Here is a 23,176-nt window from a genome sequence, read left to right as displayed (position 1 = left end):
TCGCCGTAATACAAAACGCCCCTGCTCTGATACTGCAGAACAGGGAACGCTCTCTCGTATTAGTTGGTCATGCGGGCAATCACGATCGTAATAACCGCAAATAAAGTCGCAAAAACCACGGTAACGCGTGCCAGCAGCGCATCCATACCCCGAGCTTTGCTCGAAAATACGGTATCCGCACCGCCGCCCATACCGCCCATGCCAGAAGATTTCGCCTCCTGGCCGAGCACCGACGCGATGAGGATGATTGCTACCAATGCATCTAATATCATCAAAACGGTAAGCAACATGTATGTAAGCCTCCCTTTAATTACAGTTTCCATATTATTCTACCATAGAGTAGCATTTCTCTGCAAGAAAAAGCGTCGAAAAACAAAAGAAGCCTCCCCCCAGGGAAGCTTCTTCCAATAGTCCGATATTCTTATCAGATAGCGTAAACACGGATGGAGTTCGTGTTCTTGCCGACAGCAGCCGAGTTGTCAACTTTGATACCCGACGTAACAATCGTCGTGTCGCCGCGTTTTACGTACTCGTTCTTGACAGCGGCAGCCGTTGCATTGCTGAGCATCTCGTCAACATCGTTCCACTCCGTGCCGAGGATAGGATATACGCCCCAGCGCAGGTTCAGCTGACGGACAACTTTCTCGCTCGGCGTGTAAGCAACGATAGCTGCTTTCGGGCGATACTTCGAAACGACTTTCGTCGTGTAACCGCTCTCAGTCGGCGTGATGATAGCCGGCGTATCGAGCTCATAAGCCATCTGTACCGTAGCATGAGCGACTGCACGCGTACGGGACTGGAGATGCTCGAAGCCGCGCTCGATGAAGAGATCTTTGTACTCCAAAGCGGACTCGATGCGGCAAGCAATGCGGTTCATCGTAGCGACTGCCTCAACCGGGTAGTCACCGGAAGCCGTCTCACCAGAGAGCATGATAGCATCCGTACCATCGAGAATAGCATTACCGACGTCGGAAACCTCTGCACGGGTCGGACGCGGGTTGCGCTCCATGGAATCGAGCATCTGCGTAGCAACGATGACCGGTTTGCCAGCCTTGTTGCACTTGCGGATGATTTCTTTCTGGATCAGCGGCACATCCTCAGCCGGAACCTCAACGCCGAGGTCACCACGAGCAACCATGATACCATCAGAAACTTCAAGGATAGCATCGAAGTTCTTGACGCCTTCGAGATTCTCGATTTTCGGGATGATCTCCATATGACCATTGTGCTCCTCGATGAGCTTACGGATAGCCAGGACATCAGCCGGACGCTGGATGAAGGAAGCAGCGACAAAATCCATGTCCTGCTCGCAGCCGAAGATGATGTCTTTCTCATCCTGCTCGGAAATCGGCGGCAGGCCCAGCGATACACCCGGTGCAGCAACGCGTTTGCGCGTGCTCATTTTACCGCTGTTCTGGATCGTCGTGACAATGTCTTTGCCCTTGATTTCATCAACCTTGAGTGCTACGAGACCATCGGACAGAAGCAGCGTATCACCCGGTTTTACTTCCGTATAGAGACCTTTGTGGTTGACGGAAACATGCGTCTCATCGCCCGGTACATCATCATACGTCAGCGTGAACTTGTTGCCCTTCTCGAGCATGACTTTACCGTCTTTGAACTCGCCCAGACGCATCTCCGGACCTTTCGTGTCCAGAACCAGGGAGATGACCTTGCCAGCCTTCTTAGCAGCCTCGCGTACCATGTTGATACGGTTCAGATGCTCCTCATGGTCACCATGGGAGAAATTGAAACGGGCCAGATTCATACCGTTTGCAATCAGCGCATCGATAACGCCCGGTTTCTCCGTGGATGGTCCCTGCGTGCAGATGATTTTCGTCTTCTTTAACATGTTGTAAATCCCCACCTATTCTTTTTACTCCATATTATCACAAGCAGCCTGCCTCCGGTTGCCCGGCGTCGCTGTGGCAGGTTCTGCTCACGGCCTGAACATTTGAGGGAACAATCCCTCTGACAGTTCCTATTCTACACGTTTTGCCCCTATAAGTAAAACAATTTCCGCCATATTCTGCCAAAATAAATATTTTCTGAAAACACACGCCTTGTTTGAAATTTATTGGTTTTATTCGCCCAAATAAACTATGCTTATTCGTATAATTCACGAATGAATCGTAACGCGAAAATCTCCTTAATTTTTCAATTCGATTTGACGATATACCAAGTAGGGAGGTTTTGTGCGCTCCACTACACAAGAAAGGAGGGATCATCATGTCCACCATCTCATCCATGGCCAATAACACGTATACCCTGTACAAGATGGCTGCGGGCAATACGCCCAGCACATCGTCTGGCAGCTCCAGCAGCTCGTCCAGCGCCCAAACGGAAACCAGCAGCAGTGCTGGTGGTACGAGTTCGGCATTTGCGACTGCAGCGGCCAACGTATCCTCGCTGAGCAATCTCGTGAACGCTTTTTCCTCGTCACATACGACGAAGAAGACGACCGCCGCTCAGGATTCGCTGACGGATCTCTGGTCCAGCTATACGTCTTCGGCCAGCTCATCGGGCAGTCTGGCGAGCCTCAGCTCCATCTCGGGCATCAGCACAAGTGCTTCGGAGCTCGTAAGCTCCTATGACGAAGCCAAGAAGGTCTTCACGACCCAGTTTGGCTCTGCCATGAGCGATCTCAAGGGCTCGGCCAAAGCAGTCGCCAAGATGGATTACAGCTTCAGCCAGAGCGACATCACCACGGCCGAAGACGGCACAAAGACGTATAGCGATCCGCTCAAGAGCGCCATCAAGAACGTCAAGCAGCTCGTCTCCGACTACAACGATGCGCTGAACCTGACCAGCGACTACAGCAGCGTCAGCAACCGCATGAAGTCCTTGGCCAATACGTTTGCCGACACGACATATCGTGCCGACAGCTATAAGCAGATCGGTATCAGTGTCGACAGTGCGACCGGGGAATTGTCTGTCGATGAGGACAAGCTTGCAGCCGCCCTCGTCGAGAATGGCAGCCGCGTCCAGAATGCCCTGGGCCAGAACGGCCTTGCCGGCAAGGCTGAAAGCCACGCCGACTTTGCCGCCGCGCAGCAGGACAAGGCTTTCCCGTCGATGCAGAAAATGCTCGGCAACCAGCTGACGCTGGCATCGGCCTACACGAATCCCAAGCTTCTCACGGCCAGCGTGCAATATGGCATGATTGGCAACCTTCTGAGTATGTCACTGTGACATATCCAATCCTTTCTTAAAAGCCTGCCTCAAAAGAGGCAGGCTTTTATTGACAGTATACTAGGACTTTGGTACTATGATATAAAGGTTTAAGGATTGGAGTGTAAACCGCCTATGACGACGGAAACCATGCCCGCAAGCGACGTGCTGCACGAGGAACAATTCATTCACATCACCACGAATAATGAGGACTATCGGCTTGACCTGCACGGAGTCATCACGGAGATTTCCCTGCGCTATCTGGCCATCCACATCGACTGTGCCCCAGACGTCTTTCTCGACGTGCCCGCAGCGGATATTCCCCTTGACTGTGCAGTCACGGGGAACGGCTGCGTCTATCGCTTTACCACCAGCTTCCGCAGCAGCTCCGTGCTCGAGGATATGACCTGGTGCCTGGAAAAGCCTGCGGACGTCAATCGTGTCCAGATGCGCCACTTTGTCCGCGTCCCCATTGCCCTGCCCATGCTGGTCAAGCTGCCCGGACGCTATGGCAATCTGCGCAACGCCACCATCACCACGCTGGTCGATCTGAGTGGCGGCGGTCTCTGCTTTGCGTGCAACGAGGAAGTTCCGCTGCAGTCACGCGTCGCCATCGCCATCCCGGGCGTACCGCTTTATGGCACCCTCAAGACTGACGCGCTCGTCGAGCGCTGCACTCCCATCGAGGTGCCCTCTGGCACCATCTATCATGTCGGCGTCTCACTGGAGGGACGCCTGACCCCGCGAGAACAGGACAAGCTCGTCCAAAGCGTTTTCTTTCTCCAACGCGACTATCTGCGCAAAGGACTGCGCATGCCCAATCTTGACCATACGCATCCCGCCAACGATAATTGAAAGACCTGCGAGGCCATTGCCTCGCAGGTCTTTTTTCATCAGCCAAAGCTGACGCTTATTTCATTCGTTTCACCGTGAAACGGCCCTTCTCGACCTCTTTGCGGTGACAGTGCGGGCACTCGTTCTCGATGAGTCCCGTATAGCCGCAGACCGGATCGCGGTCGACCGGATGGTTGATGGAGAAGTAGCCCATATCGGCATCATGCATGGCACGGACGACGCTCTCGAAGGCCTTGACGTTCTTCGTCGGGTCACCGTCCATCTCGATATAGGCGATATGACCGGCATTCTCAAGCGCATGGTACGGCGCCTCGATGCGGATCTTATCGATAGCTTTGATTGGATAGTAGACCGGCACATGCGAGGAGTTCGTCATGTACGCACGGTCCGTGACACCCTCGATCACGCCGTAGTTCTTGCGGTTGCTGCGCTGGAACTGGCCTGCCGTGGATTCGGCCGGTGTGCCGAAGGTCGACCAGTTCATATGCTCGTCTTCCGTATATTTATCGGTTGCCGCCCGCAGATGGCCGACAATCTTGAGACCCAGCTCCTGGGCCTCGGCGCTCTCGCCATGATGCTTGCCGATGAGCGCCTTGAGGCACTCGGCCAGACCGCAGAAACCGATGGAGAAGGATGCATGCTTGAGGACATCCTTGATGCCATCCTCATTCGTCAGCTTGTCGCTGTCCATCCAGACGCCCTGCCCCATCAGGAACGGATAGTTGTAGACGTGCTTCTGCTCGATGACATGCAGGCGGGCCAGCAGATAGTCGTGGCTGATCTTGATGTACTTGTCGAACAGCTGCCAGAATTTATCCATATCGCCCTTAGACTCAAGTGCCAGCTTCGGCAGATTGATGGTCGTGAAGGCGAAGTTGCCGCGGCTGCCGGACTCCTCCGGGCCGTTGATATTACTCATGACACGCGTGCGGCAGCCCATCGTCGCCACGACGCTGTTATAGTCGCCCGGCTTGTAATACTGCAGGTTGTACGGCGCATCGATGTTCACGAAGTTCGGGAACAGACGCTTCGCACTCGTCTTGCAAGCCTGCAGGAACAAATCGTAGTTCGGATCGCCCGGATTGTAGTTGACGCCGGCCTTGAGCTGGAAGACCGAAATCGGGAAAATCGGCGTCTCGCCATTGCCCAGTCCCGACCAGATGGCATTGAGCACCTCACGGACGGCCAGGCGGCCCTCCGGCGACGTATCCATGCCGTAGTTGATGGAGCTGAACGGTACCTGCGCACCTGCGCGGCTATGCAGTGTATTGAAGTTATGGATCAATGCCTCCATGGCCTGATGCGTCTCCTCGACGACATCGGCACAAGCCAGATGATAGATGACCTTGGCCATTTTCTCCACGCCGTCGGTATCCTTATGGTAGACCTCCGCCAGCAGCGTCCCGACCGCCTGTTCAATAGCTGCAATCGAGCGGCCGGCATCCGCATCCTCCGAGCTTTCTGTATAATGGCACGCATCGAAAGCCATGACCTTCTTGAATTCCAGCTTGAACTCCTCTTCTGTGCCGAAATCCCGGCAGGCGAACTGATACAGAAGTGCCTTGTAGGCCTCATCGATCACGGCCTTGTGGAACGACTTGCGCACGCCCTCCGCCATCGCGTAGTCGAAGGCATTGATGGACTGGCCGCCAAACATATCATTCTGATTGCTCTGGATGGCAATGCAGGCCAGCGATGCATAGGCACGGATGCTGTTCGGCTCGCGCAGGAAACCATGCCCCGTCGAGAACCCGCCGTGGAACAGCTTCAGCAGATCGATCTGGCAGCAGTTGAACGTGATCAACGAGAAATCCTTGTCATGGATATGGATCCAGTTCTCCTTGTCCGCCTCGCGGAACTCATCCGTCAGCACATAGTTATCGACAAAGTGCTTGGCACCCTCCGCACCGAGCTTGAGCATGATGCCCATCGACGCATCGGTGTTGATGTTTGCATTGTCGCGCTTGAGATCGACATCCACAGCATCAGCAAAGAAAATGTCGCGGTAGGAAGACATCAGGTGCTTCTGCGCCGCGCGGCGCTCGGCATGCTTCTGCCGATAGGTGATGTACTTCTTCGCCACATCATAGAAATTGTATTTCATGAGCTCCTGCTCAACGATATCCTGGATTTCCTCCACGCTGATGTTCGTACGATCCTGGATATCCCATTCGACCTGGCTCGTCACCTCATCGATGTCCTTGTCAGTCATCATCTTGCCGCCGTCCACGTTAGCGCCGGCAATAGCATTGAAAATCTTCTCACGATTATAGGCCACGGTATGGCCCGAACGTTTCGTAACTGTCTTTAAGTCCATAGACTATCCGGATATCCCCATATCTGCGGTATCCGATTCCGCCTCCCCCTATATATTGTGGTTGTTTATTGTCGTAACGGTATATATTGTACCAAAGAACCCCTTTCCTGGCAATGGCAAAAAGTCACTGCCAGGGGCACAAACAGACACAAAAAGGGCAGGAAGCCTTTCCGCTCCTGCCCTTGCACGCCGAGAAAATTATTTTTTATTTCCTTCGCAATTGGCTTCGCCAAGAATCTCCATCAACTGGTACAACAAGCCATAAAGGACTTTGGCATCGTTGCGGTCAAAGGACGTCACCTTGCTGCGCATGGCCGCAGGCACAAAGGCTGCCTCCTGCTTGAGTGCCCGGCCCTCATCCGTGATGCAGGCCATGACCACTCGCTCATCTTCGCGCGAACGCTCACGGGTCAGATAGCCCTTCCCTTCCAGTTTCTTGAGCAATGGGGTGAGCGTACCGGAATCAAGGTGCAGCTTCTGTCCGAGCTCTTTCACGCTGATCTTTTCCTCTTCCCACAACACCATCATCGTGATGTACTGCGTATACGTAAGCCCCAACTCATCCAAATACGGCCGGTATGCCTTGACGATCTCCCGCGCACAAGCGTATAGCGGAAAGCACAACTGATTCTCCAGGCGTAACGGATCCGTTTTTTCCATAATAACTCCTCGCTTCTTTCTTTAATATAGTCAATTCTAATGACTCCCCTGGCAAAAGTCAAGGAACGCCCTTGAATATCGGCATTGTTTCCGCAATATATCCAATCCGTATGCGCGCAGAAATTGACGGAAATAGCGATTTCGTGTAGAATTGTCAGTGGTTTTTCCGTTCATTCGTATTTATAGAAGGAAAGAAGATTATACATGAAACTTTCAACAATCGACCAGGATAATATCATCCGCTGGTTTGTGGCCGCAGCAGTATATTTCATCTGCCTGATTGCCTTCTACATCGACATCGGCCAAGATATGGGCGCTCAATATTTCATGCCCATCCTGCTGCCGATCCTCGCAGGGCTCATGCTTATCCCCTACGGCACGCGCGTGCCAATCTTCAGTAAAGCAGCACTGCCCAATCTTTTGACTGGCATTGGCTGGTGTGTTACTTTCCCGCTGCTCTACGCCTGGACCTATTCTTCTACTTGGTACCAGTCCAAGATCTGTTTTGATTTCATCGTCGGCACGTCAGCCTTTATCCTGCTGATGGCCTTGGAAAGCGCCCTCTTCCGGCTCGGCTGCCGGAAGGTCATCGCCGCCATCATGGCCGTCCTGAACTTTCTCGGCCTGGCGATTCCCTTCATCCAGGCGACCTACTATTGCCTCTTCTGGCACTGTCTCTCGCCAGCCTCGCTTATGGCACTCTATCTGACGAATTACCACGAAAGCGTCGACTTCATCCAGTCGAATCTCGGCCTCGTGCCGACGCTGCTCGTGTTCGCAGGCTTTGGCCTCTTCCTCTATGCCTGCTATCGCTGCCATCTGGACTTTGCACGCCGCACCCTCGCCGATGATCCGACAGCTGGGCGCATGGGCGCCCTCGCGTTGCTCACACTGGCTACAGTGTATGCTCAATCCTGGTATCTGCCCCAGACCTCGATTGCCGATCTCTGGAACGATGTCATCTCCTATGTCAACCAGACCCAGGAATACAGCATCGGCCATGACGAACGCCTGAACAGCCTCATGATCGACAGCAAGATGACGCTGGCCGCCAAGGCCCCAGGAACCGTCATCCTCGTCATCGGTGAGTCTGCCTCGCGCAACTATATGAAAGCCTACACGCCGGATTTCCCCTTCGAGGACACGCCTTGGCTCAACGAGAAGCTCGCCCAGGGCGATCCGGGCTTCCTCCGCTTCGACAATGCCTACTCTTCCTGGTCCCAGACCGTACCGGTGCTGCAGCGTGCCCTGACGGAGCAGAGCCAATACAACGGCAAGGAATTCTTCGAATCAGCTTCCATCATCGACGTAGCCAAGAAATCCGGCTATGAAACCTGGTGGTTCAGCAACCAGGGCCGCTACGGCCAATATGACAGTGCCATTACCCTTGTCGCCAAGACCGCCGACCATGCGGAATGGACCGATGACTCCTACAACTTCTCCGACAAATACGACGAATCCTTGCTGCAATATCTCTCGCAGCTCGACCCGACCAAGAATAATTTCGTCGTCCTACATATCATGGGCAGCCATATCTACTACAACAACCGCTACCCGAGCGAGTTTTCCAAATTCGAGACCGCCGAGGGTGAATCCACAGTGACCTCGCTGCCATCGTATGCCAACAGCATCCTCTATACCGACTACATCCTGTCGCAGGTCTTCGATTACGCACAGAAAAACCTGAACCTGCAGGCGATGGTCTACTTCTCCGACCACGGCGAGAACCTCGAAATCTCCCATAATCCGGACGTGTTCAGCTTTGATATGGTACGCATCCCTATGTGGGTGTACCTGTCGCCAGCCTACCAGCAGGCACTGCCGGGGCACACGCAGGCACTCCGCAGCCATCAGAGCCGCTATTTCACCAACGATATGCTCTACGATACCATCTGCGGCCTGCTCAACGCGCCATCGAGCCGCTACAATCCTGAGCAGGATTTTGCCAGCTCCACTTACGGCTTCCGCCGCGAGACACTCACGACCATGCTCGGCCAGCATCCTCTGACCGAAGATCCCAACGGCCTGCCGGAAGAGCAGCCATAAAAAAGATGACCTTGCATCCTGCAAGGTCATCTTTTTTCGTTCTCTGACGTTTCTTTTTCCACGGCATCAACACGCTGGCTGCCTGGACCGAACCACATCCAGAACAGGATGGGAAAAATCACGAATTCCAGCACGAGAATCCCCAGGAACAGACCGTTGATGAAATCCCAGCGCAGGAAAACCGGATCCTGCGACGCTGCCGGATCATCACGCAGCTCGACAGGCGGTGCCCCGCGCGGTGTTTCCGGCACAAAGCCCCCTACGACGCGCGGCCCGTCAGCGTCAGTAGCTGCATAGCCCCGCGAGGAAGGAATGACATTGCCCCCACAGGGAACCTGTGATACGAAAATCGCAAGCGTCGTTGCGATAACGAGCAACGCCATCGAAATAAACAGCAGCCCTTCCGGCATTCCCCTTTGCCGTTTTCCTTCTGCTTTATTTATACGAATGCCCCCCATAGTAAACCATCACATTCTAATCCATTTCTAAGCTCCTATATATTCATTCTACATCTAACCCCGATTTCCTGCAAATCTATAACCGGATCCTCCTTGCGATCAGCCTGCGGCCTGCATAACAAACCGGCAGGCTGATCAGAATACCTCCTGTCAACCTGCCGGTCCTGTCTGTCCTGTCTATATATTCCTTTACCGTCCGCTTTCTTTGACCCCGCGGCCATCAAAAGCCGGCACGAATTTCTCTGAAGCAGTCTGCCCTTCCTGCACGTAACAACGGGTAATACCCAACGCCAGTGCATGATCGACCACCGATTCGTATTCAAAGGTAGTGAGCCGCCGATTCATCCCCTTGTGCTCAGCCGCCCGATACATCGGCGTATACTGGTTCATCAAGCTCAGCTGCACCGTATCGCCAAACTCCTGCCAGAGCCAGTCGAGAGCCTTCATGCTCTCGTGACGATGTCCTGGCAAGACAAGATGGCGGATCAATACGCCGCGCGTCATCCGGCCATCAGCGCTGAACTGTACTGGGCCAGCAATCTCCACCATCTTGCGGATAGCCGCCGCCGCGTGCTCAAAGTAATCCGGAGCCTGCGAATATTCGGCAGCGGCTTCGCGCCCGACATACTTGAGGTCCGGCAGGAAGATATCGACATAGCCTTGCAGGCTCGCAATGGTCTCCACCGTATCATATGCGCCCGAATTGTAGACGACAGGCAGCGAGAAGCCCTGCCCCCGCGCCATTTCAAGCGCATGGATGATCTGCGGCACATAGTGCGTCGGCGTCACAAGATCGAGGGTCGCTGCCCCACGCTGCTGCTGTTCGAGGAATATCTCCGCGAGACGCTCGTCGGTTACTTCCTCCCCCTTGCCCTCATGACTGATCTCATGATTCTGGCAGAAGCAGCAGCGCAGATTGCAGTAGGAAAAGAATACTGTCCCCGCGCCATTGGCACCGGTAAGGCAAGGCTCCTCCCACGGATGCAGCGAGACCAGTGCGATGCGCGCCCTGGCCCCGGCCCCGCAGAAACCCACGCGTTCCCGCCGGTTCACGCCGCAGCGCCGCGGGCATAGCTCACATTTTTCCAGCGAAATCATCTGCATCTATCCTCTGGCCGGCCATCAGCGCCGGCTATCTTTCTCCATGTTTACCTTGATGTCCTTGATACCATAATACTTGCACAGACCGTCTTTGGTCACGCCGTTGTCAAAATCGGCAAAGAATACATGACGCAAGGCGCGATTCTTCAGCGGGATCGGGTCCATATAAGCGATGGGCTCACCCTTGGCAGCCGCCGCTTGGACGATGGCCAGCCGCGCATCGTTTTCCTGCCGCAGCGTGTACGTGACAAGCATAGCTGCCGACAGCGTAAACAAGGCCAGCCCTACAGCGCCAGCTCCAAGCACAACGCGTGCATGACCGGAAAAATACTCACGGATCACGGGATCGCGCAGGATGGCAATCGTCGCCGTGATGATCATCGCCACCGAGCTGAAGGTCGCACGCGCTGGGAAAGTCGGTGCTGCCAGCATGACCAGGTTATTGAGCAGTGCCAAGGCCAGCAGCCCCCCCGCATAACGGACAGCTGGAAACGCCTGCCAAACCTCGTGCGCCTTGACCATTTCCGCCAGCTGGCGGATGACAGGCGCCGACAGCCCCAGCCGTTTCTTGACCAGCGCGTAGACAAAGAAAATCGTCAGCCAGTAGATGGCCATCTCATCAAAGCCCTTGAACAGATTATCAAAGTGGTCGATGGTCTTCGGCTTGGTAAGACCCAGCGGCACCATCACGATGGCATAGAGGATATCACGCACGGTCCAGGCCACGAAGCTGCCATTGAAATACGACACGACCAAAAGCAGGATGAAGCCCAGCAGTGCCCACTGACGATAGCTGAGCTCTGCCCCGCCGCGTGCGATCTGGACGCCCTGACGCTCGGCCAGCACCATCTTGAAGACACGCCAAGCGCAGAGCAGGAGCAGGATGAGCGGCAGGATGTAGAGAACCATTTCCGCATTACCCGCAATCTGGTTGCCGATATGGTCAAGGATCCCCTTGCCGCTGCCCTGGTCATCATAGCGGACGAAGTTGCCTGGCGCCGCCACAAGGCCGATAAGCCCGAGCAGCGAACCGATACAGCCGGCAGGCATCCAGCCCGCCATAGCGCCCTGGCGGCGCAGATACCAGCTGATGCCAGCGGTCAAGGCAACTACAGTGACAGCCAGATTCTCCACCGACCAGCCAGCGATAAGGCCCAGCAGGAACATCGGCAGCAGCCACCAGCTGCCAAGCACCGGACGGCCCTTGGCCAGTGACAGATTATACGGCAGCAAGAAGAGTGCCACCGGCACAGCCGACCAGAGATAGACCGTCGAACCGCTCTTCCAGACAGCTACCTCGCCGAAATGCGGAAAGGCCAGCCAGGCCAGCAGCCCCGTGGCCGCCAAGAGCACCGGCTCCTGCCGCCACTCGACGGAGCGGCGGGCATGGAAGTACATGAGCACCACCAGCGCAACAAACATCAGCGCATTGACAATGTCAAACCACAGCTTGCCCAGCCAGAGGAAGAGATCAAGGCAGAATACCGTAACCATGCGCCCGCCATGCAAAAAGTAGTGGCGGTATGCCGAATGCACGACATCCTGGAAAGAACTGACGTGCTCCGCAGTCATCCAGATCAGCGAATAATCATAATCGTCACGATGGATCGGCATCCATTGATTCAGGATGAACATCACCAAGAAAATCCCCAGCAGAACCAGCAGGTTCCGCCCTAATTCATTATTACTCTGCGACAAAATGCCACGCCCCTATCTCTTATTCTCTTGCACCTGCGGCAGCCGGCCAGCAGGGCTGCCATAAATCATCTTCTGGCCATCGTATTCATCGACCAGGTAGATTGGCCGCTGCTTGCTCTCCGTGAACACGCGGCCAAGATACTCACCGATGATGCCCAGCGATAACAGCTGCACGCCGCCCAAAAAAAGCATGACCGTGATCAAGGTCGGATAGCCCGCCACGGGATCGCCATAACAAAGGGCGTTGAACAACACCCAGCACATATAGAACATCGCCAGCAGCGATACGCCCAGCCCCAGCAAGGTAGTCAGACGCAGCGGTGCCGTCGTGAAAGAAGTCAGTCCCTCAACGGCCAGATTGCAGAGCGCCAGATAGCTCCAGGTCGTTGCGCCGGCCGCCCGCGGCCGCACATGGAACGGAATCTCCTTCTTGCGATAGCCGACCCAGGTGAACATCCCCTTGGTAAAGCGCTGATTCTCACGCATGAGACGCAGCGCTGCCACGCAGCGTTTATCGAGCAGGCGGAAATCGCCGACATCGCGCTGTACCCGGAATTTCGATACGGCCTGCAGGCAACGGTAGAACAGATTGGCCATATGACGTTTGAACCAGGTTTCATCGGCACGATCCGTACGCTTGGCACAGACATCATCATAGCCTTGGCGCCACCAGTCGATCATCACCGGAATAAGCTCCGGCGGATGCTGCAGATCCGCGTCCATGATGATGACCGCATCGCCATCTGCATAGTCGAGGCCAGCCAGCATGGCTGCTTCCTTGCCAAAATTCCGCGACAGGCTGATGTAGCTCGCGTTCTCCTCGCGGGCAGCCAGCTGCTGCAGCTGGGAAAGCGTCGCATCCGTGCTGCCATCGTTGACAAACAGATACGTGAAACTGCAATCTGCCACGTCCTGCAAGACACGTGTTACCTCAGTATGAAACTTCTCTATGACCTCCTGCTCGTTGTAGCAGGGGACAATTATCGTTATCTTATCCATCTTGCTCCTTATTCCGCCGCATAGAGCGCACGGAAATCCGTGATCTCGACCGCACCTGCCGCTGCCAGTTCCCGCACTGCGGGCGAGACGATGGCTGCAAGCTCAGCCTCAAAGTCATGATCCCAGCCGCATGCAGGGATGAGCACGGCGTTATCCGTACCCGGATGCATCATGACCTCAGTAGTGCCTGGCTGCAGCTGCCGGATGATTTCCATGAGATACGTCTCCGACACAGCCTCGCCTGCCACGATGCCGGCAAAATGCTCCGGCGTCGCCAGCCCGCGCCGTCTGGCCTTGCCCGCCGCCAGCTGCGCCAGTGTCCCGAGCCCCAGCCGGCCGATCAGCTGGCCCACGCCTCCGAACGCCCCGCAGAACAACGGCGTGCGCGGCGTGCGCACAGCCTTGATGCCCGCAGCCTGGGCCAGCTCCAGCACGATATCGATGATGCCCGGCAGCGTATGCATATGCTGATGGCTATCCGCATGCGTGAGCGACAGCCCCGCCTGCTCAAGCTTCTGCAGCTGGGCCGCCAGCTCAGCGCGCACCTCTTCAAGATTCACCTTGCCCATGATATACCGCTTGACGAACGCCGTGTGGTCATCATAGAACACACCCTGTTCCGTCACCAGCGACGGGATCTCTGCTGGCGGCAGGACAGGATAGCCATTGACCAGTGTGAAGTGTATGCCCACGCCGAGCTCGGTATGGCGCTTGGCTACGGCCACAGCCGAATCAAAGGCCTTGCCACCTGGCATCAACGTTGCCGACCGCAGGCAGCCCGCGGTCACGCCGCGTTCGACGGCCGCATTGATAAGTTCATGCCGCCCAAAATCGTCGGCATTGACAATTAATCGTTTCACCATTCTCCATCCATTCTCGCTATTATTCTGTTACCTAATACATTATAACAGATTTTCCGCTAAAGCCAATCAGCGGTCTTTGAGCAATGCCGCATCGAGCAGCGGCCCGTACTTGGGCCTCCACCAGGACAGGCTGCGCACCGCGTTGATATAGTCCTGCATGGCCTGGTCATCAATGGCCGGCGGAGCACCGCCGCCGACCGCCTCCGGCACCAATGGCACCGTATCGGCCTTGCCAATGGCCTGCCGCGTGATCCAGAAACCATAGTTGACGCCGCGTTTGTTCACCGTCGTCAAGCTTGAGCCAATGGCCATATAAGCAAACCCTTTAGGTGCAATGAGTTCGATGATTGTCGGCACGATATCGATCTGGCTTCCCGCCGAGTCAGCCAATAGCGTTCCCTTATGGATGCCGCGCCCGCTGATGATGAAGGGGATGCCATAACGCTCATAAGTCGACGGCATCTTATCGATGTTATAGCGGTCTGCATGATCGCCAACAATGACAAACAAGCTGTCCGGATATCTGTCTTTGACCTCCCGGACGAATTTCGCCAATTCGCGGTCTGCATACCAATAATGGCCAAGCTCACGCAAAAGCTCCTCATCGGCTTGTGCCTCTGGCGGCAGCGCCGCCCGCACGGCCTCCTTGTCAAAGCCCTTAGCCTCAACATCGACATCATAGGGCGAATGATTCGAGGCGTTGAGGATGACATGGAAGCCCGGCGTATCCGAAAGCCCCGCCAGGATCTGCGCATAAAGGCACTCATCTTCGCAGCCCCAGACACTTCCCGGCACATCGCCGAAATCGCCGCGGCTGTAGAAACGATCGAAGCCCTGTGCCTGCGTGAACGCACCGATACGCTCCCAGGTCGCCGGCCCCGCATACCAGAAATCCGTCGTATAGCCGAGCTTCTCCATCTGCGGCGCACTGGCCGTGACATATGGCTCGCGGAACGATTCGGGCATCGTCGTCAGATAGAGGTTGGCATCGGCAAAGCCCGTGACCACCCCGGTAACAGCCGAAACCGTACTCGCACCATTGGGCAGGAATGTCGGGCAATAATCCGTATCCGGCTCAGCCAGCAGGGCACGCATCCCTGCCGCAATCGGGATATCCTTGTACTTATCGAGCAGCGGCCAATTGGCAAAGCTCTCAGACAGGATGACAAAAACATGACGCGGCTTATCGATACGTGCGCCCTGTGCCTGCTTCTGCAGATAGACATCGAGATTATCACTGTCGGGCTGGCGCCCCGCCAGCACTGCCGCCAGGCTGCGGATATCCTCCACCGTAAAATCCAGGCCATTGCAGGCCAGCATACGGCTGTTGAGCACCCAGGCACGATAAATGGCCTGCGGATTATCCAAGATGGCCTCATTGAGGAACTCATCCTTCGTGACACCAGCATTTTCCCAGTCGACGGCTGTCTGCCAGCCAAGGCTGCCGCCAAAGATGCCCAACAGTACGGCCAGATATATGCCCCCGAGGAAGGCCAGACGCCCCAGCCAGCGTACAGGCGTGGCCAGGCAGACAGTCCGCAGCCGCGTCTCCACAGGCGTCCAGCGCAGCCAGGCCAAGAGCAGCCGCCACAGGCCATACGCCAGCAGCAAAGCACCGGCCAGCCGCACAGGCAGCCAGTACTGCTGGATCATCGTGATGAACAGCGCATAGATATCGTCATTGGCCCCCGTGAAGAGCATCTGGTTGAAGTTCATGCGGAACTGCCGGTAGAACGGGAAGCTGGCGGCATAGAGCACCGCCAGCACCGCCAGCACGATGAAGTTCATGACACGCCAGCTCCATCGCTCGGCGCGCGGCCACAGATAATGCAGGCACAGCGACGGCAGGAAGCTCAGCAGCGCCAGGCAGCCAGCCGTCTGCATCGACAGACGGCTGCCACGCCAGAGGGCCATCAGGATATCACTTGTGCCACTGGCTGGCCCCAGATAGTCATGCAGATACACAATGAAAAAGAGCCGGAAAAGGGAAAGGACTGCCAGGTAAAACGCATATACCTTCAGTCCTTTCAGCATTACCGTATGAAAATTTTCCCAGCTCAGTCTAGCAGGAAAGGTGATTTTCATGGCAGGATGATCTCAACTCCATAAGAATCAGCCGCATCCTGGATGTCACGAGCCGGCAGCGTATCCGTGATCAGGCCGGAAAGCGTATCAAGCGTCGTGTAGTTGTAGTTGCCATCCGTGCTGAGCTTGCGGGCCTCAGCGACAACATAAGCCTTCTTGCTATGACGGATGATGGCCGCTTTGTTGATACCATCGTCAATGTCATAGGTCGAGACGCTGTTTTCCTTGACATCAACACCCACGGCACCGACAAATGCGATGTCCGGTTTGAGGCGCGAGATGAAATCCAGCGTCATGCCGCCCCAGAAACCATCGCGGCTCTTGTTGATCTTGCCGCCAGCGAAGACCACGCGGATCTTCGGGTTGCGTGCAAGGACGACGAGGATATCGATCATATTTGTGACAACCGTGATATCCTGATCCATCTTGACCAGCAGCTCGGCAATAGCCAGATTGCTCGTCGAGATATCCAGGAATACCATGTCCTTCTCATGGATGAGCTTCACAGCTGCCTGCGCGATACGCTGCTTGGCCTCCACATCGGTATTGCGATGTTTGCTGACCTCGACCATATGGCTGTTCTCACGGATGCGTACAGCACCACCATAGGTACGTTTGAGCTTGCCTTTCTTTTCGAGGGCGCCAAGATCCTTACGAATGCAGTCTTCCGTTACCTTGAACTTCTCACTGAGCTCGCGGACACGAACCTTGCCATCCCGTGCAAGCATGTTGAGAATAATTTCCTGACGTTCTTCCAAAAACATCTTTTCATTCACTCCTATAAAAGAAAACCTAGGTTATTGTTTGCTCTTGTTGTACGACTATTGTACTAAATCTGCGAGAAATTATCAAGAGGACTTTTCCAAGGCCAGCGATTCCAATGCTGCCCTGTGCACATCGTCGCTCAAGACATAGAGATAATCGCCTTCCCGCAGCTGCAGGCTGCCATTGGGGGCGAGCTCCTCACCGCCACGGCGCACATTGACCAGCAGGCTGCCAGCCGGCCAGCAGATCTCACGGACCAGCGCACCATCCAGCTGGCTGCCCATGCCGACGATAAGCTCGCTCATGATGCGATGACGGCGCACCGCTGTCTCGATCCGTGTCCGCAGCGCCAGGCTGCGATTGAGCAGCATATCGTAGACCGGCTCACTGTTCGTGAGATCTGCCACCAGATAAGCCGTCATCGAAACAAGTATCAATGCGAGCATATGATCAAAGGATCCCGTCATCTCCATGATAAGCACCGCACCAGTGACTGGCGACTTGACGACCGCGGCAAAATAAGCAGCCATGCCGAAAATGATGCAATTGACTGTCCAGACCGGCTCCATGCCCCCAGCCGCTACAGCCAGCTTCGCAAAGATCGCACCACCGACACTGCCGAGCACGAGCATCGGCAGGAAGATGCCGCCAGGCACACCGGAGCCAAAGCAGACCATCGTGAAAAAGAATTTCCCCAGCAGCAGTATCACCAGGAACAGCAGCGAGTAATCGGTCACGACGAGCGCATCGACCAGTCGGCTGCCGCCGCCGAGCACCTGGGGCAAAGCAAAGCCCAGCACGCAGGCCAGCAGGAGCGGCACCATCGGCTTGGCCCAATGCGGAAGCCTTGCCTTGTCGTAGCCATCCAGCGAGCGCGTCAGCATCCGGTTGAACGCCAACCCCAGCAGACCGACGAAGGCCCCGAGTGCAATCAGCAAGGCATAGATGCTGCCCGTCGCCACGACGGGAATCTCGCCCATGTGGAAGACCGGCTCCATGCCGAAGAAATACTGCGTAACCGTTGTCGCCGTCACAGCTGCCGCAATCGATCCCATGAGCACAAAGGGCGAAAAATTCTTCGTAAGTTCCTCCAGGCAGAAAATCACCCCAGCCAGCGGCGCATTGAACGCCGCGGCCAGACCAGCCCCCGCACCAGCCGTAAGCAAGTAATGGTTTTCCGCAAACGAACGCTTCGTCACCCGGCCCACGCCCTGTCCAATGCAGGCCCCAAGCTGCACGCTGGGCCCCTCGCGCCCAAGTGACAACCCTGCACCAATGCCCAGCACCGCCCCCGTAAACTTGAGCACCAATACGCGTGCCCAGTCCATATCCATACGGCCCAGCAGCATCCCCTTGAGCTGAGGGATACCTGACCCTGACGTCATGCCATCCTTCTGCACGATGCGGTAAAGCAACCAGCCCACCACCAGCAATGCGAAGATCCAGACCGGCAGCCAGGCAGGATCATCCCGCAGCCAGCCATAGATAAGCGGCGTGTAGTCTTCCGACAGCTCCAGCAAATAACGGAACAGCGCAATCGTCAGACCTGTGAAGATGCCGATGATATTTCCTTCCAAAAACAAACGAAGCTTGAAATGACGCGGCTCTGTGAAGATGCGCATCGCCGTCTCAATCTTGTTGGTCATAGAGCCACCTCCCTGCGGCTAAAGCAAAATAGAAAAAAGGTGCTGTACCGAAGTACAACACCCTGAAATGTCTCTTACTCTGCAGTGAACGGCAGCAGCGCGATGTTGCGTGCGCGTTTGATTGCAACGGTAACCTGACGCTGATGTTTAGCGCAGTTGCCAGAGATACGACGCGGTAAAATCTTGCCACGCTCCGTAATGAAGCGGCGCAGTTTAGCAACGTCTTTATAGTCGATATGCTCGACCTTGTCTACGCAGAACGAGCAGACCTTTCTACGAGGTCTTCTGCCTCTGTCACGTCTCATCAAAGTAATTCCCTCCTGTCTTAAAATGGAATTTCTTCTTCAGGGATGGACGGGCCAAAGGAACCTGCATCAGCCGACTGCTGCGGAGCTGCCGGAGCAGGGGCGCCGAAGCCGCCTGCCTGCGGAGCCGAGCTTCTGGAATCCAGGAACTCAACTTCGTCAGCTATGATTTCCGTCACATAACGCTTCGAGCCATCCTGTGCATCATAGCTTCTGACCTGAATGCGGCCTTCCACCGAAATACGGCGGCCTTTGACCAGATTATTGCCACAAACCTCAGCAAGCTTGCGCCAGCACACGATAGGAATGAAATCCGCTGTCGGCTGACCGTTGTTCTCCTCCTTGCGGGCAAAACGGCGGTCAACAGCCAGGGTGAATGTGCAGACAGCCACACCAGACTGCGTATAACGAACCTCAGGATCGCGCGTCAGACGTCCAATCAAAATTGCCTTATTCATGGTAAATCCTCCCTGTCACCTTGCGGTGCACTTTATACGTCTTATGCCTCTTCGTCGGATCTAACGATCATGTGCTTCAGGATGTCGTCCGTAATCTTCATTACGCGCTCGCACTCAGCAACGCATGCCGGCTCAGCCGTAACGTAGAGCAGTTCATAGAAACCCTCAGCGCAGTCTTTGATCTCATAAGCAAGACGCTTCTTGCCCCAACGATCTTCTTTATCGATCGTACCACCATTCTCAGTGATGATCTTGGTGAACTTGTCGATGACAGCGTTCGTAGCTTCCTCTTCCATCGGCTTAACGATAAATATGACTTCGTACTTTCTCACGAAATCACCTCCCTCTTTGGTCTTTGGCTCCTGCTCGAACAGGAGCAGAGGTTGAAACGAATCATTTCAACTCAAAACTATATTTGTCTCACGACTAGAAAATTATACCATGCAAGAATGCGGAAAGCAAGGAAAAGTTCGCAGATTCCCATGACAAATTGCAGTTTGTCGGTTGGTTCGTGCGGAACGGAATCCCGATAGTACGCTGCTCGGGGTTCACGGGGTAGTACTTTTTCTGTTTCCGCTAAATGGACCGTACGCCCAGCTCTACGGACTTAGTTACCTGCTCCCGTCACCAGGTCGCGGCGTACATAGTTCTTTCTAGGCTATGCGCTTACGGCCCAGTCCTGCTGCGCAGGACAGTCGCTCCAGACAGAAAGAAGCACTACCCCGTTCGCCCCTTTGGTAACGGAAGTCTGAGATTGTACGAATCGTTTCTCCCGTAACAAGCACATCGATGTAATTCGTGACCTATCACCGGAAAGGAACAGGCTTGTTCCAACATAGCGGAGGGCGAGGATGGGTACACTTTCTTCGTAGACGGAGCGATTGCCCGAACGCAGTGAGGGATGGCACGCGGCAGGCAATTGCTAGAACGTCCAGATGTATTGGCGCGCCGCCGGCCTGCCCGGCGCATGTAACTAAATACGTACTTAAACACCAGCGCGGGTCATTTAGCGGAGCGGAGAAAAAGTGCACCCACCCTCACCCTAGCTGAGATGTATCAAGCTTATTGTAATCTAGTACTAACAGACAAACTGCAATTCAACAAAAAATCCGTTGACATAATTCCTAGTCAACGGATCTTCCACACTATTTATTATTCTGTGTCCTCACTGAGCTCTACGCGCTCACGAGCGTTTTTTTTTCGGCGATAGCGGATATACATGACTGCAATGACCACCGCACAGATACCGACGAAGACGAGACTGGCCGTATGACCATACGCCAACATGATCTGCCAGCTCTTGCCGAGCATCATGCCGGCTGCCAAAATCAGTGCCGTCCAGGGCAGCGAACCAGCAAAGGTCAGCATCAAGAATTTCTTCATATCTACATGAGCAAAACCTGCCGGTAACGAAATGAACGTGCGCACAACCGGCAGCATACGGCTGAAAAAAACCGCCTTGAGACCATATTTATCAAACCAATTCTGCGCAATGTCGACATGACTCTTCTTGACGAAAAAATAATGACCATATTTGTCGACAAAAGTACGTCCACCTTTATGACCTACCGCATAAGCAAAAATCGAACCTGCCATACCTCCGACCATACCAGCAGTCAGCGCACCGGCAAATGTCATCTGGTCAGCGAAAATAAGGTACCCGGCGAATCCCAGAATCAGCTCGCTGGGAATCGGAATGCAGGCATTCTCTGCCGCCATCAGAATAGCAACGGCCACATATCCCCAAGAAGCGATGAACTCCAAGAACAACGTCGAAAAATGTTCCATTCTTACTGAATCTCCCTTTCTCTACTCAAAACCTCAATACTATCGCCTATTATACTGCATAAATCTGAAAAAGCAAGGTGGAAATCCGCACTCATAACAGTGCCTTCACCAGCCCAGCTATGCCAAACACAAGGAAAATCCCCGCAGACAACAGCCGCATCTGACGGGCTGGCAAACGGCGGTGCAGCAGCGCCCCAGCCAGAATCCCCAGACTATCCGCCACCAGCATCCCCAGCAGCGCCCCTAGCAGCACGACCTGCCACGCCCCTTCATACTGCGCAGCCATAGCCATCGCAGCAAACTGCGTCTTATCTCCCATCTCACCGACGATAAACGTCATGGCCACCGTAAGCAACGGCCCAAACCGCGAATCATGGGCTTCCTCTTCTTCGTCATCGTCACCGCGCAATGTCCAGATACCAAAGCCAAGGAACAACAAGGAAGCAAAAATCGCCATAAGATGGGCCGGCATGAGCTCACCAGCCAAAGCCCCCACAGCCACCGCCAACGAATGTACCACCAAAATCCCCAGCGTCATCCCCGCAAAAACCTGCTTCCATTCGTACTTGGCCGCAAAAGCCATGACGAGGAACTGGGTCTTATCGCCCATTTCCGCGAGGAAGACAATCAGAAACGAAGCCAACAGCGCCTCCACCAGCATCTCTCCTTCACATTCTTGTATAATACACAAAAAGACCTCGGTACTAAGTACACAAGGTCTCTACTTGCAAGTGGTGCCTCCGAGCGGAATCGAACCACTGACACGGGGATTTTCAGTCCCCTGCTCTACCAACTGAGCTACAGAGGCAAAATGGCGACCCGAAGGGGACTTGAACCCCTGACCTCCGCCGTGACAGGGCGGCATTCTAACCAACTAAACTACCGGGCCATATGATAAAATGGTGGCTCACCCGGGATTCGAACCCGGGACACCCTGATTAAAAGTCAGGTGCTCTACCAACTGAGCTAGTGAACCAGGTGAGCAGAATATCTCTAGCAAAGTATAAACTGGATCAACTGATACGTCACTCACAGGACATTATTATACGGATAAACGCTATTCTTGTCAACACATATTTTTCAAGAAATCAAAAAAGACGCCCAAAGGCGTCTTTGAATGATCTTGCTCAGTTAAGGCTTTCAACGTATTTCTTGAGTTCTTCAGCGGCTCTCGTCACGCGGGACAGGTTAGCCGTGATCTCCTCCGTCGAAGCAGCCTGCTCCTCACTGATCGAACCGGTCGTTTCGATGGATTTGGAAATCCCCTCAACCGCCTTGTTCATCTCATTGAGCGTCGACTGGATCTTCTCCGTTGCCTCACGGGACTGCTCAGCCAGCTTTCTGACCTCCTCAGCAACGACAGCGAAGCCGCGGCCCTGTTCACCGGCACGTGCAGCCTCGATAGCCGCATTGAGACCCAGAAGATTCGTCTGGCCAGCAATGTTCGTGATGAAGTCGATGACCTTGATCGTATCGGCATTCTTCTCCTGCAGGAACTTGGCCTGCTCAACCGATTCCTGCCCAGCCTTAGCAAGAGCACTTGCACTCTTTGCAACCTGCTCGACAGCTTCATAGACCGTCTGCGTCGACGTAGCAATCTCCTCAATCGATGACGTCAGCTTTGCGTTAATATCTTCTCTGCTCATGGTATCCTCTGCCATTTATATTCCTCCCCATTCCGATCACAAAAAATTGGTATATTCCCAATGAAAACGCTACAATATATCCTTGCTCTATTCTTATTCCACATAAACGGCGAAAAACCTTCTAGCCGTAAAAAAAAATAAAAAAGACATCCACAACGTGGATGCCTTTCGCTTAACTGGCAACTCCCTATCCTCCCAGTCCGTCTCCAGACAAGTACTTTCGGCGTATATGTGCTTAACTACTGTGTTCGGTATGGGAACAGGTGGAACCACATAGCCAACGTCACCAGATATTTGATTGAATGAACCATGTCC

At 54.7% G+C, this 23,176-nt stretch carries 21 protein-coding genes, 3 tRNA genes and 1 rRNA gene; 3 read left to right on the top strand and 22 right to left on the bottom strand.

The window, feature by feature from the left end; translation table 11 throughout:
• Positions 1 to 59: 59 nt before the first annotated feature.
• Both secG and pyk read right to left on the bottom strand, forming a co-directional pair.
• A complete protein-coding gene (secG, locus tag FZ041_RS08990; RefSeq protein ID WP_075444719.1) occupies positions 60 to 272 on the bottom strand; it encodes a preprotein translocase subunit SecG in 213 nt (70 codons plus the stop codon).
• A gap of 152 nt (positions 273 to 424) precedes the next feature.
• On the bottom strand, positions 425 to 1,852 hold the full coding sequence (gene pyk, locus FZ041_RS08985; RefSeq protein ID WP_075444663.1) for a pyruvate kinase: 1,428 nt from the start codon (positions 1,850 to 1,852) through the stop codon (positions 425 to 427).
• 377 nt (positions 1,853 to 2,229) lie between these two features.
• Here pyk and fliD point away from each other — a divergent pair, with 377 nt between their 5' ends.
• Positions 2,230 to 3,192 carry a flagellar filament capping protein FliD gene (fliD, locus tag FZ041_RS08980; protein WP_149189318.1) on the top strand — a complete coding sequence of 321 codons (963 nt, stop codon included), beginning with the start codon at positions 2,230 to 2,232 and terminating at the stop codon, positions 3,190 to 3,192.
• A gap of 114 nt (positions 3,193 to 3,306) precedes the next feature.
• Positions 3,307 to 4,026 (top strand): flagellar brake protein, encoded by a 720-nt coding sequence (locus FZ041_RS08975; protein WP_075444659.1) that lies wholly within the window; start codon positions 3,307 to 3,309, stop codon positions 4,024 to 4,026.
• Positions 4,027 to 4,081: 55 nt separating this feature from the next.
• Here FZ041_RS08975 and FZ041_RS08970 read toward each other — a convergent pair whose 3' ends face one another.
• Complete coding sequence (locus tag FZ041_RS08970) at positions 4,082 to 6,343, bottom strand: anaerobic ribonucleoside triphosphate reductase (protein ID WP_075444657.1); 2,262 nt, start codon at positions 6,341 to 6,343, stop codon at positions 4,082 to 4,084.
• Between the two features lie 198 nt (positions 6,344 to 6,541).
• On the bottom strand, positions 6,542 to 7,003 hold the full coding sequence (locus FZ041_RS08965) for a MarR family winged helix-turn-helix transcriptional regulator (protein ID WP_149189317.1): 462 nt from the start codon (positions 7,001 to 7,003) through the stop codon (positions 6,542 to 6,544).
• A 204-nt stretch (positions 7,004 to 7,207) separates the two neighbouring features.
• Between FZ041_RS08965 and FZ041_RS08960 the strand changes: the two genes are divergently transcribed.
• Positions 7,208 to 9,049, top strand: a complete 1,842-nt coding sequence (locus FZ041_RS08960) for a phosphoethanolamine transferase (RefSeq protein ID WP_149189316.1) — start codon at positions 7,208 to 7,210, stop codon at positions 9,047 to 9,049.
• Between the two features lie 26 nt (positions 9,050 to 9,075).
• On the opposite strand, the gene FZ041_RS08955 is transcribed toward FZ041_RS08960, so the two are convergent.
• The 18 genes from FZ041_RS08955 to rrf all read right to left on the bottom strand — a co-directional run bounded on the left by FZ041_RS08955 (position 9,076) and on the right by rrf (position 23,152).
• Positions 9,076 to 9,459, bottom strand: coding sequence for a hypothetical protein (locus FZ041_RS08955; RefSeq protein ID WP_149189315.1), 384 nt, complete (start codon positions 9,457 to 9,459; stop codon positions 9,076 to 9,078).
• 237 nt (positions 9,460 to 9,696) lie between these two features.
• A complete protein-coding gene (locus FZ041_RS08950) occupies positions 9,697 to 10,605 on the bottom strand; it encodes a radical SAM protein (RefSeq protein WP_149189314.1) in 909 nt (302 codons plus the stop codon).
• 24 nt (positions 10,606 to 10,629) lie between these two features.
• Positions 10,630 to 12,306 carry a DUF3329 domain-containing protein gene (locus FZ041_RS08945; protein WP_255449323.1) on the bottom strand — a complete coding sequence of 559 codons (1,677 nt, stop codon included), beginning with the start codon at positions 12,304 to 12,306 and terminating at the stop codon, positions 10,630 to 10,632.
• 12 nt (positions 12,307 to 12,318) lie between these two features.
• Entirely contained in the window at positions 12,319 to 13,305 is a 987-nt protein-coding gene (locus tag FZ041_RS08940; protein WP_149189313.1) for a glycosyltransferase family 2 protein, read from the bottom strand.
• A gap of 8 nt (positions 13,306 to 13,313) precedes the next feature.
• Positions 13,314 to 14,165, bottom strand: a complete 852-nt coding sequence (locus FZ041_RS08935) for a ChbG/HpnK family deacetylase (RefSeq protein WP_075444713.1) — start codon at positions 14,163 to 14,165, stop codon at positions 13,314 to 13,316.
• A 69-nt stretch (positions 14,166 to 14,234) separates the two neighbouring features.
• Positions 14,235 to 16,202 carry an LTA synthase family protein gene (locus FZ041_RS08930; RefSeq protein ID WP_255449322.1) on the bottom strand — a complete coding sequence of 656 codons (1,968 nt, stop codon included), beginning with the start codon at positions 16,200 to 16,202 and terminating at the stop codon, positions 14,235 to 14,237.
• Positions 16,203 to 16,249: 47 nt separating this feature from the next.
• Positions 16,250 to 17,017 (bottom strand): DeoR/GlpR family DNA-binding transcription regulator, encoded by a 768-nt coding sequence (locus FZ041_RS08925; protein WP_075429890.1) that lies wholly within the window; start codon positions 17,015 to 17,017, stop codon positions 16,250 to 16,252.
• An 84-nt stretch (positions 17,018 to 17,101) separates the two neighbouring features.
• Positions 17,102 to 18,664, bottom strand: a complete 1,563-nt coding sequence (locus tag FZ041_RS08920; protein ID WP_149189311.1) for a ClC family H(+)/Cl(-) exchange transporter — start codon at positions 18,662 to 18,664, stop codon at positions 17,102 to 17,104.
• Positions 18,665 to 18,738: 74 nt separating this feature from the next.
• The gene (gene rpsR / locus FZ041_RS08915) at positions 18,739 to 18,969 is read right to left on the bottom strand and encodes a 30S ribosomal protein S18 (protein WP_014425267.1); all 231 of its coding nucleotides are present in this window, start codon (positions 18,967 to 18,969) and stop codon (positions 18,739 to 18,741) included.
• A 20-nt stretch (positions 18,970 to 18,989) separates the two neighbouring features.
• Entirely contained in the window at positions 18,990 to 19,427 is a 438-nt protein-coding gene (locus tag FZ041_RS08910) for a single-stranded DNA-binding protein (RefSeq protein WP_149189310.1), read from the bottom strand.
• Between the two features lie 41 nt (positions 19,428 to 19,468).
• Positions 19,469 to 19,759 (bottom strand): 30S ribosomal protein S6, encoded by a 291-nt coding sequence (rpsF, locus tag FZ041_RS08905; protein ID WP_075429896.1) that lies wholly within the window; start codon positions 19,757 to 19,759, stop codon positions 19,469 to 19,471.
• An 820-nt stretch (positions 19,760 to 20,579) separates the two neighbouring features.
• Entirely contained in the window at positions 20,580 to 21,215 is a 636-nt protein-coding gene (locus FZ041_RS08900) for a DedA family protein (protein ID WP_149189309.1), read from the bottom strand.
• Positions 21,216 to 21,306: 91 nt separating this feature from the next.
• Complete coding sequence (locus FZ041_RS08895; protein ID WP_439653967.1) at positions 21,307 to 21,876, bottom strand: TMEM165/GDT1 family protein; 570 nt, start codon at positions 21,874 to 21,876, stop codon at positions 21,307 to 21,309.
• A 71-nt stretch (positions 21,877 to 21,947) separates the two neighbouring features.
• Positions 21,948 to 22,023: transfer RNA gene (locus tag FZ041_RS08890), tRNA-Phe, on the bottom strand.
• A 4-nt stretch (positions 22,024 to 22,027) separates the two neighbouring features.
• Positions 22,028 to 22,104 (bottom strand) — tRNA-Asp (locus FZ041_RS08885).
• Positions 22,105 to 22,115: 11 nt separating this feature from the next.
• Positions 22,116 to 22,191: transfer RNA gene (locus FZ041_RS08880), tRNA-Lys, on the bottom strand.
• Positions 22,192 to 22,342: 151 nt separating this feature from the next.
• Positions 22,343 to 22,876 carry a methyl-accepting chemotaxis protein gene (locus FZ041_RS08875; protein ID WP_075429904.1) on the bottom strand — a complete coding sequence of 178 codons (534 nt, stop codon included), beginning with the start codon at positions 22,874 to 22,876 and terminating at the stop codon, positions 22,343 to 22,345.
• Positions 22,877 to 23,035: 159 nt separating this feature from the next.
• Positions 23,036 to 23,152, bottom strand: a 5S ribosomal RNA gene (rrf, locus tag FZ041_RS08870).
• Positions 23,153 to 23,176 lie beyond the last annotated feature (24 nt).

Origin of the sequence: Pseudoselenomonas caprae, from assembly GCF_008271345.1 — a bacterium.
Lineage (GTDB): Bacteria > Bacillota > Negativicutes > Selenomonadales > Selenomonadaceae > Selenomonas_A > Selenomonas_A caprae.
This window is presented reverse-complemented; position numbering and strand designations above follow the sequence as displayed.